We start from the raw sequence: 12347 nt of genomic DNA on the forward strand, positions 1-12347 counted from the left end.
GATTTGGAGCTCTGAGTGGCTCTGCAGATCTGACTAGGTCTTAAGATTTGGAGCTCTGAGTGGCTCTGAAGATCTGACTAGGTCTGAAGATTTGGAGCTCTGAGTGGCTGTGAAGATCTGACTAGGTCTGAAGATTTGGAGCTCTGAGTGGCTCTGAAGATCTGACTAGGTCTGTGGCGAGGGGGCTTGCCCCCGTTGGGCTGCGCAGCAGCCCCAAAATGCTTTAATTCGGTGATGTCTGGCAGACGCATCAGGCGATTTATGGAGTACATACGACTGCTTCGCAGCCGAACGGGGGCAAGCCCCCTCGCCACAGAAGCCCTCTCGCCACAGAAGCCCCCCCACCTCAGAAGCCCCTTAGCCACAGAAGCCCCCACAGCGAGCCTTCGATCAAGCTTTTCGGACTGACGTTACCGGCGACGCTGCTGGCGTCGGCGTTGCTCGTCGTCGGTGCGGATAGGCACAGGTTGCAGAGGCGGTTCGATCAAACCGAGTGCGACACCCAGGTCATGCAGCCAGTTTTGGATTTTCTCTTTCATGGTGCCCCCTTCAGGGTAGTGCCGAGCGGCCAAAATTCAGTAGCCCCTTCGCACTGATAATAGTCCGAAGTCCTGCGCAATGCTCGCCCAAAGTGGCAACGATCTGTTACTGAATCCATCACAATCAGCCTGGGTTCAGGCAATTGCCCGTTCCTGAGCCATCGTGGAGGGAAAAATCGCCTGCTGTGTTAGTGGTGGCCCCCTCTTCACCCCTGTCAGTGCTGCCCGAGGGCTTTGCGCAAACGACGACGCAGCCACTGTTCAGCGCTGACAAAGGTAATGCCCAACAACACCAACACCGCACCGATGATGAAGTTGATGCTCAACTCTTCGCCCAGCAGCACGACACCGAACGTGACGCCAAACAACGGCGTCATGAACGAGAAAACCGCCAGATTGGCCGCCAGGTAACGACGCAGCAGCCAGAACCACACCAGGTAACTGAAGAACGACACCACCACGCCCTGGAACAGCACGCTGGTCACCCCCGTGGAGGTCAGGCTGACGTGAGTGATCTGGCCGCTGAGCAGGGCAATCAGCAGCAGACCGACGAAGCCGATGATCAGTTGATAGAACAGGGTCAGCGTCACCGGCGCTTCCGAGAGCCGCGAGGCACGCACCACCACCGTTGTCGCGCCCCACGCCGCGCCCGCCAGGACGCCCAAGGCGTCGCCCAGCAACATGCGTCGATCAAGGTTGTCCCAGGACAGGCCGCCCGCAAAGGCGATGGCAATCCCGATAAAGGCCAGGACAATGCCCAACCACTGCAGCGCCCTCAAACGCTCACTGGGCAACAACCAGTGCACGCCCAATGCGGTGAAGATCGGCGCGGTATAAAGGAACACCGACATATGCGCCGCCGTGGTCAGTTGCAGGCCTTCGGATATGAAAAAAAACTCCAGGCCAAACAACGCGCCGGCCAACAGTCCGCCACGCCAGGTGTTGCCGACCTGATCCCAGCCACCCTTCCAGCAGATCAGCAGCCCGACCAGCAACGCTGACATGCCCGAACGCCCGACCGCCTGCATGACCGGCGCAATATCCGGCGCTGCCCATTTGATCATGACTTGCTGAATGCCCCAGATCAGACACAAGCCGATCATCACTTGCAGGGCGAAACCGTCGGCGCTACGCCGGCTGGCACTCACCGGAACACCTCAATGGCATAAGACATGGCAGTGGCTCACAGATTAAAAAGCAAAGCCCCGACTCGAGGCCGGGGCAAAGTTGATGCTATCGATTATTGATCAAATGGCCAGAAAAAGCCGCTTGTTGATGACGTTGACATACCTGGACGCGCCAAGTGCGCCGACGTCACCGTGCTGCAATCAAGTCCGGCCATTGGCGATAACGTGCGGCCAACCTGATCGATGCACGAGCTTACGCAGGGCTCAGCTCAGTTCAATGCGATCGGCATGAATGACAATCTGGCCATTCTTGTACAACGCGCCGATAGCTTTCTTGAAGTTGCCTTTGCTGACGCCGAACAGGCTGCTGATCAAGGCCGGATCGCTCTTGTCGCTGACTGCCAGCGTGCCGTTGTTGTCGCGTAATTTGGCGAGGATCTTCGAATTCAGGCTGGTGGCCGCTTCCTGACCGACCGGCTGCAGACTCAGGCTGATCTTGCCATCGGCACGAACTTCCTTGATGAAGCCCTTCTCTTCTTTACCGGCGCGCATGAACTTGAAGATTTCGTTCTTGTGAATCAGGCCCCAATGCTTGTTATTGATGATCGCCTTGAAGCCCATGTCGGTGGCTTCGGCAACCAGCAGGTCCACTTCCTGGCCCGGGGTGTAGTTGGCCGGGGTCTTGTCCAGATAGCGGTCCAGGCGTGCGGTCGCGGTGATACGACGGGTGTGCTTGTCGAGGTAGACGTGCACCACCACGTATTCGCCAGCCGTCATCTGGCGCTTTTCTTCGGAGTAGGGCAGCAACAGATCTTTTGGCAGCCCCCAATCGAGGAATACACCGATGCTGTTGACTTCAACAACTTTCAAACTGGCGAATTCACCGACTTGAACTTTCGGTTTTTCAGTAGTTGCGATGAGTTTGTCATCGCTATCCAGATAAATAAAAACGTTGAGCCAGTCTTCATCTTCAGTGGGAATATCTTTTGGAATATAACGATTTGGCAAAAGAATCTCGCCATCCGCGCCGCCATCCAGATATAAACCGAAGTTAGTGTGTTTAACTATTTGTAAACTGTTGTAACGCCCGACTAAAGCCATGTCCAATACCCTCATTGCGTGGGTGACATTCTACCCGGTTTTATGCGTCACGTTGGGGGCCCGGCATGCCTGCGCGCAATTATCCGCCTGGAACCATGGATTTGCGGGGTCCGCAGGCTCCACGCCCGGCCGCTCGTCAGATCAATCCGGCTATTTGCGCCCGACCCGGGCCAGTAACAAGCATTAACTCAGCCAGTGATGTTCTTATTTAAAACAGCAGCTTAGGCACATATTTCGAGTATTTTCCGGCCATTGACCCGATCCTTTCCCTGCACATTTCGAGGGGATATTTGCCAAGCAATCGGCAGGTATTTCCTGTACTATGCCTGGCCAAGTTAATTTTCTACAGGTTAATGGCCGCCATGCGCGTAAAAGCATCCACCAGCAAAGCAAAGCCAGCTCCAGCCGTCGAAACCAGCGAATCGATCAACAGCCAGATCGCTGCATTCTTGAAGTCCGGCGGTGAAATCCAGCAAATTGCCAAAGGCGTCAGCGGCCAGACGTTCGGCCCGTCCAAGCAGATCACCCTGGGCAAAAAGTAATCCCCCCGCCACACCTGGTCCCAAAGCGCTTTGAGCTTCGAAGCGCTTGGACTGGAACCCTCGCAATCCCCTCCGTCATTCCAGCAATCAGATAAAAATCGACGAACGGCCCCCGATGCCGATCATTCGCCGTTATCCTTGCACGCGTCTGGATCAAGCGTTTCAGCCCGACACGGCTGCCTTCGCTGCTCATGGAGTGATGCATGTTCAAATTTTCCTGCATATCGGTATGCCTCGCCAGCCTGCTGGCATGTTCGGTGGTGCACGCGCAGATTTTCCAGCGCGAACTGGGTGATTTCGACCTCAAGCTCGGCACCAGCCCTACCCGCAGCATGGCCCAGGGCCTGGTCAAACCTTCGGCGGTCGGCTCGTTCCACGGCGGTCTGGACCTGAGTCACGGCAGCGGTTTCTATTTTGGCCAATGGTCGCCGAGCATGGGCATCAGCCCGGGAAAAAATCTCGAAATCGACTCCTACCTGGGCTTCAAACAACCCTTCGACCGAACGCTGGGCTACGAAGTGGGGATGATCCGCTACAGTTACCCCGAAGTGGATACCCTCGACAGCCATGAGCTTTTCGGTGGCCTGACCTTGCTTGGCAGCCGTTTCGGCGTTGCCTTCAGCAACGACCCGGACAGACAGAACAGCACCCTGTTCGCGGACCTGGCGGGTAATCAACCGTTCGGCATCGGCGTCAGCATGAAATACACCAGCCACCAGTTCAACGCACCGGTCGCAGTGGATGGCGGGTATGTCGGCAGCTTCACCGATTGGTCGCTGAAACTGTCCCGACCGTTCATGGGCATCGATGTGGATTTGATCTACAGCGATTCCAGCCTGCGCGGCAACGATTGTTCGGCTTACGTCGGGCATAACAGCCAATGCGACGGGCTGGTTACCCTCAAGGCCGAGCGCGCGTTTTATTGATCGGCTGAACTGCCGGGCTCATCCGGGGATCAAACGACCATCAAATCCCGAAGGCAGACTTTCGCAAGGATTCGCCTATGTCACGCTGGCTTAAACCCGTAGCCTTTGCGCTCACCTTTGCCCTCGCCCTTGGCGCATGTAGCCGCGTGGGCGTGGCCTACCGCAACCTCGACGTGATAATTCCCTGGACGCTCAGCGACTATCTGGACATGAACGGCGAGCAGAAAAACTGGCTGAACGAACGGCTGAAGGAACATCTGACCTGGCACTGCACCACACAATTGCCCGGTTATCTTGATTGGCTGGACCGCTTGCAGGGCATGATCGAAAGCAACCAGATCACCGATACCGCCCTGCAGGAACGTACCCGGGAAGCTGAACAGGCGATCGCTGAAACCGCCCGGGCAATCACCCCATCGGCCATCGAGTTGTTGCAGGGGCTGGATGACAAGCAAGTGGCCGAGATGAACGACGCCTTCGCCAAGGACCAGCGCAAACGTCAGGAGGAATACCTCAAGCCGCCCCTCGATCAGCAGATCAAGGAACGTGGTGAGCGCATGAGCAAGCGTCTCAATGACTGGCTCGGGCCGCTCAGCCCTGCTCAGCAACAGCGAGTGGTTGCGTGGTCCACGGCCTTGGGCGACCAGAACACTCAGTGGATTGCCAACCGCGCGCATTGGCAGAAGCAGTTCAGTGCCGCTGTTGCGCAACGCCAAAGCCCGCAGTTTCCGCAGCGCATCGAGACACTGTTGGTCAATCGCGAGAGTTTGTGGACGCCCGAATACCGTCAGGCCTTCGCCAATACCGAGGCCCAGGCTCGCTCGCTGATTGTCGACCTGATGGCTCAAAGCACACCGATGCAACGCCAGCGCTTGCTGACGAAGATCGAGGGTGTAAGGAAGGACTTCAGCGATCTGAAATGCCTGAAGGCCGCGAAACAAGGTTGATGCCATGCCGACCGCTCCCTGTAGGAGCGAACATGCCGCGAAAAACGTCAACGATGACGCGTTTTGTCTGGTAGCCCCATGCGTCAGATGGTTTTTCGCGAGCATGCTCACTCCTACAGGGGCGTGATCATGAACGGCTCAGGCAATCTGCGCCTTGGATGCCACCTCATCGAACGTCGCCTCATCCAGGGCATCTTCCTGCTCGTCCAGTACCTGCCGCGGATGATCATTGCCCGGAATACTGCTGTCGAGCAGGCTCAACAGGCACGACCCCCTGGGCGTCAACACGAAGTTCTCGCCGTTGCCGCCTTCATCCTCGGGCCGTGAAGCAATGTAACCTCGCAGCAGCAGTAACCTTTCATAATCACTGGCCACTGTTTTCAGGTGGTCAAGATTCTCGATCGGCTCACCTTCCGCAGCTTTCTGCGCTGCGTGCTGCTCGGCATAAGGCCGGGGGGTGAAGCTGTGGCCGGCGCTGTTCTGCGCTTCATGCAGCAAGCGCTCGATTAAATCCCAGTTATAAGTCGTCATCCTGATTCAACCTCCGGTGCCCGTGTGATTGAGAGGGGCCTTAAAGGTTGTGACCTGTGCACTCGACAGCCGTTCAGCCTGGCGTGCAGGGATGACCGACCGGCGGTATGTCGAATCCCACACCAGCCAAACGACTAGCCTGTGTAAGCCGACTCCCAGCCCCTCGCAGGAGAAAACCACCATGAGTATTCAGAATCATCCCGTCGTTTCTCGGGAAGAATGGCTAGCGGCCCGCAAGGAACACCTGGCCCATGAAAAAGCCTTTACCAAAGAACGGGACAGACTCAGTGCAGAACGCCGCGCCCTGCCCTGGGTGAAAATCGACAAGGATTACCATTTCCAGGGCGCAGAGGGTCAATTGAGTCTCACGGACCTGTTCGGCGGTCGCAGCCAGCTTGCCATCTACCACTTCATGTTTGCCCAAGGCTGGGACGAAGGTTGCCCCGGCTGTTCATTCCTATCGGACCACATTGACGGTGCCAACCAGCATCTGGCCCACCATGACGTGGCAGTGGTGGCCGTTTCCCACGCTCCGTTTGCCGAATTCCAGGCGTTCAGGCGTCGCATGGGCTGGAAGTTCGACTGGGTGTCGTCAGAGGGCTGCGACTTCAACTACGACTTTGGCGTCACGGCCCGGGCCGAAGATGTCGCAAACGGCAAGGCGACCTACAACTACGAAAAAACCGACGGTTCAGAAGAAGAACTCCCCGGCCTCAGTGTGTTTTATCGCAACGAAACCGGGGAAATTTTCCACACCTATTCCACCTATGCCCGAGGCCTGGACATGCTCGTGGGTGCCTACAACTACCTCGACCTGATGCCCAAGGGCCGTAATGAAGAAGAAATCATGGAATGGGTGCGGCATCACGATTGTTATGAGGAACAGGCCAAGTCCAGCTGTTGCCATGGTGGGTAACCCGCAGCATCCGAGTCGCGGTCATCGCCAGTTAGTGAACTTTTGCCCAAGGGCAGCGCTCAACCGGTTAACCCGTCTTAACCGGAACTGAGGCCTGCCCCGATGAAAACACTGCTCAAACTTACCCTCGGCGTCGCCCTGACCTGTGCCCTGCCCGCCTGGGCCTGCACGCCCGAAGAGGCCACCGCCAAACGCGAACAACTGGCACAGGAAGTGACCAGGCTCACTGAACAGAACCCGGCCAAGGCCAAGGAGATCAACGACGAACTGCAGAAGATGGATCTGGGCACTGCCGCCAAGGACCTGCCGGACAAGTGCCAGTTGATTGATCAGCGACTGAAGGAGCTGGGATCGGCTGAAAAAAAAGCTGATAGCTGACAGCAAAGATCGCAGCCTTCGGCAGTTCCTACGGGACGTTGCGATTTTTTGATGTAAAAAAACCCGGACGCTGTCCGTAATACTGTTCACTTAAGCTGGGTCACACACTTGTGGCGAGGGGGCTTGCCCCCGTTGGGCCGCAGAGCGGCCCCAGAACCCACCACCGAGGTGTATCAGGTACACCGCGTGTAATGGTTTTGCGACTGCTTCGCAGCCGAACGGGGGCAAGCCCCCTCGCCACAAGGTGTATTGCCCCGCTTAAGTGAACAGCATTACGGACGCTGTCCGGGTTTTTAATTTAACGCTTGAAACCCAATTACTCGGCGGCCGGTGCTTCCGGCTTGCGGCGCTTGAGCGGCGCCATGCCGTCGCTGCTCACCAGCGAATCGCTTTTTGGCCGGTTGGCGCTCTTGCGCTTGGTCGGGGTCTTGGCGGCGGTTTTCTTTTTGTCGCCCTTGGCGTCGGTCTTTTTCTTCTTCACGCCAACGGCCTTGCCCGAAGCCTTGACCTTTTTCGGTCCGCCGTAGGTGCCTTTGACTTCCTTGATGGTGCGGCGCTCGAAGCTCTGCTTGAGGTAGCGCTCGATGCTCGACATCAGGTTCCAGTCGCCGTGGCAGATCAACGAGATCGCCAGTCCATCGTTGCCGGCACGGCCGGTACGACCGATGCGGTGAACATATTCGTCGCCGCTGCGCGGCATGTCGAAGTTGATCACCAGGTCCAGGCCGTCCACGTCCAGGCCGCGAGCGGCAACGTCGGTGGCCACGAGAATTTTCACGCCACCCTGCTTCAGACGGTCGATCGCCAGCTTGCGATCCTTCTGGTCCTTGTCGCCGTGCAGCACGAATGCCTTGTATTCCTGGGCAACCAGGCGGCCGTAGATACGGTCGGCCATGGCCCGGGTGTTGGTGAACACGATGGCCTTCTGATAGGTCTCGTTGGCCAGCAGCCAGTTCACGATCTGTTCTTTGTGCTGGTTGTGGTCAGCGGTGATGATCTGCTGACGGGTGGTTTCGTTCAGCTGGCTGACCGCGTTTAGCTGCAAGTGCTCAGGGTTGTTCAAGACCTTGGCAACCATTTCACGCAGGCCCGAACCGCCGGTGGTGGCGGAGAACAGCATGGTCTGCTGACGATTGGTGCACTCGTCGACCAGACGCTGTACGTCTTCGGCAAAGCCCATGTCGAGCATGCGGTCGGCTTCGTCGAGCACCAGCACTTCGACTTCCTTGAGGTCGAGGTTACCGGCGTTCAGTTGCTCGATCATCCGCCCCGGCGTACCGATCAGGATGTCCGGCACCTTGCGCAGCATGGCGGCCTGGACCTTGAAGTCTTCACCGCCGGTGATCAGGCCGGACTTGATGAAGGTGAACTGCGAGAAGCGTTCTACTTCTTTCAAGGTTTGCTGGGCCAGCTCACGGGTCGGCAGCAGGATCAGGGTCTTGATGCTGACGCGGATTTTCGCCGGGCCGATCAAGCGATTGAGGATAGGCAAAACGAATGCAGCGGTTTTGCCGCTACCGGTTTGCGCTGTCACCCGCAGGTCACGCCCTTGGAGCGCCAGCGGAATGGCCGCTGCTTGCACTGGCGTTGGCTCGACAAATTTAAGCTCGGCCACGGCTTTGAGCAGGCGTTCGTGCAGGGCGAATTGGGAAAACACGGGTGCTACCTCGAAGAAATGCAAAAAAACAGCTGCATAGGGTACCGGTTTCGAGCGCGTAGGCCGAGTTTCTTTATGCAAAAGGCAGCAAACAGTGACTTTTTTGTTGCCTGATTTGTTAACGAACGTAATACAAAGCGTCTTAAATGCTCTAATTGCCCGTCGCGCCTTACAGAAGAATCGATTTAGCCCATGGATATGAAACAGCTCTGGCTCAACGCCCAAGACCTTTGGGGCACCCTCGACCAGCACCCGCTCCTGCATGCCGCCCTGGGGCTAATGGTGTTGCTGGTCATCGCATTGGCTCTCGGACGAGTGGCGCGCTACTTGATCCTGCACGCCAGCAAAATACTCGGCCGGCAGCCGGCGCTGCACTGGGTCAATGACCTGCGCCACAACAAGGTGTTCCAGAGACTGGCGCAGATCATACCGTCGCTGGTGATCCAGTTCGGCCTTTACCTGGTGCCGGAATTGAACAAAACCGCGACGTTGTTCCTCGGCAACGTGGCGCTGGCGTTCACCATTCTGTTCCTGCTGTTGGCTGCCAGCGCCTTGCTCAATGCGCTGCTGGACATTTATGCGCGCACCGAACACGCCCGCACCCGTTCGATCAAAGGCTATGTGCAGCTGACGAAACTGGTGTTGTTCGTATTCGGCTCGATCATCATTGTCGCCACCCTGATAGACCGTTCACCGCTGCTGTTGCTGTCGGGCCTGGGTGCCATGTCGGCGGTGATTCTGTTGGTCTACAAGGACACACTGCTGTCGTTCGTCGCCAGCGTGCAGTTGACCAGCAATGACATGCTGCGGGTCGGCGACTGGATCGAGATGCCGCAAGTCGGCGCTGACGGTGATGTGGTGGACATCACCCTGCACACGGTCAAGGTGCAGAATTTCGACAAAACCATCGTATCGATCCCCACCTGGCGCCTGATGTCCGAGTCATTCAAGAACTGGCGCGGCATGCAACAGTCCGGTGGGCGCAGGATTAAGCGCAGCTTGTTCATCGACGCCAGCGGCGTGCGTTTCATTCGAGACGATGAGGAGATGAGGCTGTCCCAGGTGCATCTGCTGACCGACTACATCAGCCGCAAACAGGCCGAACTCAAGGCGTGGAACGAAGCACAGGGCAACGTGGCGGCGATGTCGGCCAACCGCCGGCGCATGACCAATATCGGCACCTTCCGCGCCTACGCGCTGGCTTACTTGAAGAGTCATCCGGACATCCAGCCGAACATGACCTGCATGGTGCGCCAGATGCAGACCACGGCCCAGGGCATTCCGCTGGAGATCTACTGCTTCACCCGCACCACGGCGTGGGCCGATTACGAGCGCATTCAGGGGGATATTTTCGACTATCTGCTGGCGGTGTTGCCGGAGTTTGGCTTGAGCCTTTATCAGCAGCCGAGCGGAACCGATCTACGAGCCGGACTGCTGCCGGCAGTGCTCGGCGCGAGCCATATCCCTGAGCCCGAAAAACACGTCATGTAACCACCCCCCCTGTAGGAGCGAGCACGCTCGCGATGGACGTTAACGATAACGCGTTTTTCTGGATAAACGCGGCGTCCTTTAGTCCATCGCGAGCACGCTCGCTCCTACAGGGGTTCAGCGTGCGATTTCGGGCCGGCGTATGCCCAAACGGCTGATCCATACTGCCAGCAGAATCACCGAGCCACCGAGAAACAACCGCCCCAACTCCTCATGCTGGTTCCAGATCAGCAGGTTGATCAGCAACCCAACCGGCACATGCAGGTTGTTCATTACCGCCAGGGTGCCGCCATTGACCATGCACGCGCCCTTGTTCCACCAATACAGACCCAGCGCGGTCGAAACCAGCCCGAGGAAGAGCAGCACGCCCCATTGCAGCGGTGCTTCAGGCAGGAAATTGCTTTTACCGAACAGCAGGAAGGCCGGCAGGACAACGGCCAGCGCCCCCAGATAGAAGTAGCCAAAGCGCCGGTAATGCGGCAGGTCGCTGGGATGACGCGCCACCAGGTGCTTGTACATCACCTGCCCGGCGGCATAGGTGAAGTTAGCCAGTTGCAGCAGCAAAAATCCGTAGAGGAAGTCCGGGCTGATGCGATCAAAACGAATCACCGCCGCCCCCGCCACGGCCACCAGTGCCGCGATCAATGCCCATGGGTTGAAGCGACGATTGAGCGCGTCTTCGATCAGGGTCACGTGCAGCGGCGTGAGGATGGTGAACAGCAACACTTCCGGCACCGTGAGTACGCGAAAGCTCAGGTACAGACAGACGTAGGTCACACCGAACTGCAACGCCCCGATCAACAACATGCCACGCATGAATGCCGGTTCCACCGAGCGCCAGCGCGTCAGTGGAATGAACACCAGCCCCGCCAGCAGCACGCGCACCAGCACGGCGAAGTAACTGTCGACATGACCGGCCAGGTACTCGCCGATCAAACTGAAGGAAAACGCCTGGATCAGCGTGACAAAAAGTAGATAGCCCATGTTCGCCTCGTTTTGAATGGCGGCGAAGATAGCGGGTTTTGCCGGTGATCGCGAGACGCACAAATCACTGCAGGAGCCGGCTTGCTGGCAATAGCGGCGCCAGGCGACCTTGATGTTGCCGGTAATGCCTTCATCGCTGGCAAGTCAGCTCCTACAGAGGTATGCGTGCAACAACCAAATCCCGGGCAAAAAAAAGCCCGATCTCGCTAAAGCGTTCAATCGGGCCAGGGCACTTGGGAGCAACAAGTGCAAAGGGAGGTTCGATGCGCGTACAGGCTTGAAGGGTTGCGCCAGGTCACTAAAACATCAGTCGATTATCTGGCGATTAACGGCTCAGGCCACCTGGGCCAGCTTGGCGTTCGCCTGATTCAGGCCTTTTTCCTGGAAGTCGCCGCCCAGGTTCATGCCTTCGGCGTGAATGAAAGTCACGTCATGGATCCCTATGAAGCCCATGACCTGACGCAGGTAAGGTTCCTGGTGATCCGCCGCGCTGCCGGCGTAGATACCACCGCGGGCCGTCAATACGTAGGCACGTTTGCCGCTGAGCAGGCCTTGCGGGCCGGTTTCGGTGTACTTGAAGGTCACACCGGCACGCAGCACATGGTCGAGCCAGGCTTTCAGGGTGCTGGGGATCGCGAAGTTGTACATGGGAGCCGCCATGACCAGCACGTCGGCGGCCAGCAATTCGTCAGTCAACTGGTTGGAGCGTTCCAGGGAGATCTGCTCGATATCGCTGCGCTGTTCGGCAGGTTTCATCCAGCCGCCCAACAGGTTGATATCCAGGTGCGGCACCGGATTGACGGCCAGGTCACGGACGCTGATCTGGTCATTCGGATGAGCCGCTTGCCACTGGCTGATGAACGTCTGGGTCAGTTGGCGGGAAACCGAATCTTGCTGACGGGCACTGCTTTCGATGATCAGAACGCGGGACATGGCTTGTAGGCTCCATCTGGGAATGTTGTCAGTCGATGGAGTGAAGGTTAAACGGAGTCATATCGATGAAAAAGCGCAAATAACTGCTACAACCTATCAACAAATTCGTTTATAACCTAGGCAAGCTACATGCGCTTCGCTCGTTTCTGTAGGAGCGAGCGTGCTCGCGATGGACTCAAGAACACCGCGGGGAACCAGACCTCCCGCGTTTTCGTTGACGACCATCGCGAGCCTGCTCGCTCCTACAGGGGAATGCGGTCGACTGTAGGAGCGAGCAT

General features: G+C 57.7%; 13 protein-coding genes. 6 read left to right on the forward strand and 7 right to left on the reverse strand.

Features of this window, described 5'->3' with window-relative positions; translation table 11 throughout:
* Positions 1-410 precede the first annotated feature (410 nt).
* The 3 genes from AC07OG_RS15685 to AC07OG_RS15695 all read right to left on the reverse strand — a co-directional run bounded on the left by AC07OG_RS15685 (position 411) and on the right by AC07OG_RS15695 (position 2767).
* Positions 411-539, reverse strand: coding sequence for a PA1414 family protein (locus AC07OG_RS15685; RefSeq protein ID WP_007914492.1), 129 nt, complete (start codon positions 537-539; stop codon positions 411-413).
* A gap of 215 nt (positions 540-754) precedes the next feature.
* A complete protein-coding gene (locus AC07OG_RS15690; RefSeq protein ID WP_495067425.1) occupies positions 755-1687 on the reverse strand; it encodes a DMT family transporter in 933 nt (310 codons plus the stop codon).
* A gap of 243 nt (positions 1688-1930) precedes the next feature.
* Positions 1931-2767: a CvfB family protein gene (locus AC07OG_RS15695; protein ID WP_060541321.1), complete on the reverse strand. Its 837-nt coding sequence runs from the start codon at positions 2765-2767 to the stop codon at positions 1931-1933.
* A 353-nt stretch (positions 2768-3120) separates the two neighbouring features.
* Here AC07OG_RS15695 and AC07OG_RS15700 point away from each other — a divergent pair, with 353 nt between their 5' ends.
* The 3 genes from AC07OG_RS15700 (at position 3121) to AC07OG_RS15710 (ending at position 5182) form a co-directional block, all read left to right on the forward strand.
* Positions 3121-3309 (forward strand): PFL_1563 family small protein, encoded by a 189-nt coding sequence (locus AC07OG_RS15700; protein ID WP_015096330.1) that lies wholly within the window; start codon positions 3121-3123, stop codon positions 3307-3309.
* A 203-nt stretch (positions 3310-3512) separates the two neighbouring features.
* Entirely contained in the window at positions 3513-4235 is a 723-nt protein-coding gene (locus tag AC07OG_RS15705) for a TorF family putative porin (RefSeq protein WP_060541320.1), read from the forward strand.
* Positions 4236-4312: 77 nt separating this feature from the next.
* Positions 4313-5182: a DUF6279 family lipoprotein gene (locus AC07OG_RS15710; RefSeq protein WP_060541319.1), complete on the forward strand. Its 870-nt coding sequence runs from the start codon at positions 4313-4315 to the stop codon at positions 5180-5182.
* A 138-nt stretch (positions 5183-5320) separates the two neighbouring features.
* Here the strand turns inward: AC07OG_RS15710 and AC07OG_RS15715 are convergent, their stop codons facing one another.
* Positions 5321-5713 (reverse strand): hypothetical protein, encoded by a 393-nt coding sequence (locus AC07OG_RS15715; protein WP_060541318.1) that lies wholly within the window; start codon positions 5711-5713, stop codon positions 5321-5323.
* Positions 5714-5894: 181 nt separating this feature from the next.
* Here AC07OG_RS15715 and AC07OG_RS15720 point away from each other — a divergent pair, with 181 nt between their 5' ends.
* Together AC07OG_RS15720 and AC07OG_RS15725 are read left to right on the forward strand one after the other, a co-directional pair.
* Positions 5895-6629, forward strand: a complete 735-nt coding sequence (locus AC07OG_RS15720; RefSeq protein ID WP_495067426.1) for a DUF899 domain-containing protein — start codon at positions 5895-5897, stop codon at positions 6627-6629.
* 102 nt (positions 6630-6731) lie between these two features.
* Positions 6732-7007, forward strand: a complete 276-nt coding sequence (locus tag AC07OG_RS15725; protein WP_218425824.1) for a hypothetical protein — start codon at positions 6732-6734, stop codon at positions 7005-7007.
* Between the two features lie 316 nt (positions 7008-7323).
* On the opposite strand, the gene AC07OG_RS15730 is transcribed toward AC07OG_RS15725, so the two are convergent.
* The gene (locus tag AC07OG_RS15730) at positions 7324-8664 is read right to left on the reverse strand and encodes a DEAD/DEAH box helicase (RefSeq protein WP_060541315.1); all 1341 of its coding nucleotides are present in this window, start codon (positions 8662-8664) and stop codon (positions 7324-7326) included.
* Between the two features lie 192 nt (positions 8665-8856).
* Here AC07OG_RS15730 and AC07OG_RS15735 point away from each other — a divergent pair, with 192 nt between their 5' ends.
* Positions 8857-10155 carry a mechanosensitive ion channel family protein gene (locus AC07OG_RS15735; RefSeq protein WP_495067427.1) on the forward strand — a complete coding sequence of 433 codons (1299 nt, stop codon included), beginning with the start codon at positions 8857-8859 and terminating at the stop codon, positions 10153-10155.
* 114 nt (positions 10156-10269) lie between these two features.
* On the opposite strand, the gene AC07OG_RS15740 is transcribed toward AC07OG_RS15735, so the two are convergent.
* Both AC07OG_RS15740 and AC07OG_RS15745 read right to left on the reverse strand, forming a co-directional pair.
* The gene (locus AC07OG_RS15740) at positions 10270-11136 is read right to left on the reverse strand and encodes a carboxylate/amino acid/amine transporter (protein ID WP_060541313.1); all 867 of its coding nucleotides are present in this window, start codon (positions 11134-11136) and stop codon (positions 10270-10272) included.
* A 333-nt stretch (positions 11137-11469) separates the two neighbouring features.
* Positions 11470-12069 (reverse strand): FMN-dependent NADH-azoreductase, encoded by a 600-nt coding sequence (locus tag AC07OG_RS15745; protein ID WP_495067428.1) that lies wholly within the window; start codon positions 12067-12069, stop codon positions 11470-11472.
* Positions 12070-12347: the final 278 nt, after the last annotated feature.

This window comes from Pseudomonas sp. GW821-FHT09H03, from assembly GCF_059415945.1.

Coding starts and splice junctions, on each gene's coding strand:
- AC07OG_RS15720 (WP_495067426.1), top strand. CDS start 5,895: ATGAGTATTCAGAATCATCCCGTCGTTTCTCGGGAAGAATGGCTAGCG.
- AC07OG_RS15715 (WP_060541318.1), bottom strand. CDS start 5,713: ATGACGACTTATAACTGGGATTTAATCGAGCGCTTGCTGCATGAAGCG.
- AC07OG_RS15695 (WP_060541321.1), bottom strand. CDS start 2,767: ATGGCTTTAGTCGGGCGTTACAACAGTTTACAAATAGTTAAACACACT.
- AC07OG_RS15725 (WP_218425824.1), top strand. CDS start 6,732: ATGAAAACACTGCTCAAACTTACCCTCGGCGTCGCCCTGACCTGTGCC.
- AC07OG_RS15685 (WP_007914492.1), bottom strand. CDS start 539: ATGAAAGAGAAAATCCAAAACTGGCTGCATGACCTGGGTGTCGCACTC.
- AC07OG_RS15700 (WP_015096330.1), top strand. CDS start 3,121: ATGGCCGCCATGCGCGTAAAAGCATCCACCAGCAAAGCAAAGCCAGCT.
- AC07OG_RS15745 (WP_495067428.1), bottom strand. CDS start 12,069: ATGTCCCGCGTTCTGATCATCGAAAGCAGTGCCCGTCAGCAAGATTCG.
- AC07OG_RS15735 (WP_495067427.1), top strand. CDS start 8,857: ATGGATATGAAACAGCTCTGGCTCAACGCCCAAGACCTTTGGGGCACC.
- AC07OG_RS15705 (WP_060541320.1), top strand. CDS start 3,513: ATGTTCAAATTTTCCTGCATATCGGTATGCCTCGCCAGCCTGCTGGCA.
- AC07OG_RS15740 (WP_060541313.1), bottom strand. CDS start 11,136: ATGGGCTATCTACTTTTTGTCACGCTGATCCAGGCGTTTTCCTTCAGT.
- AC07OG_RS15710 (WP_060541319.1), top strand. CDS start 4,313: ATGTCACGCTGGCTTAAACCCGTAGCCTTTGCGCTCACCTTTGCCCTC.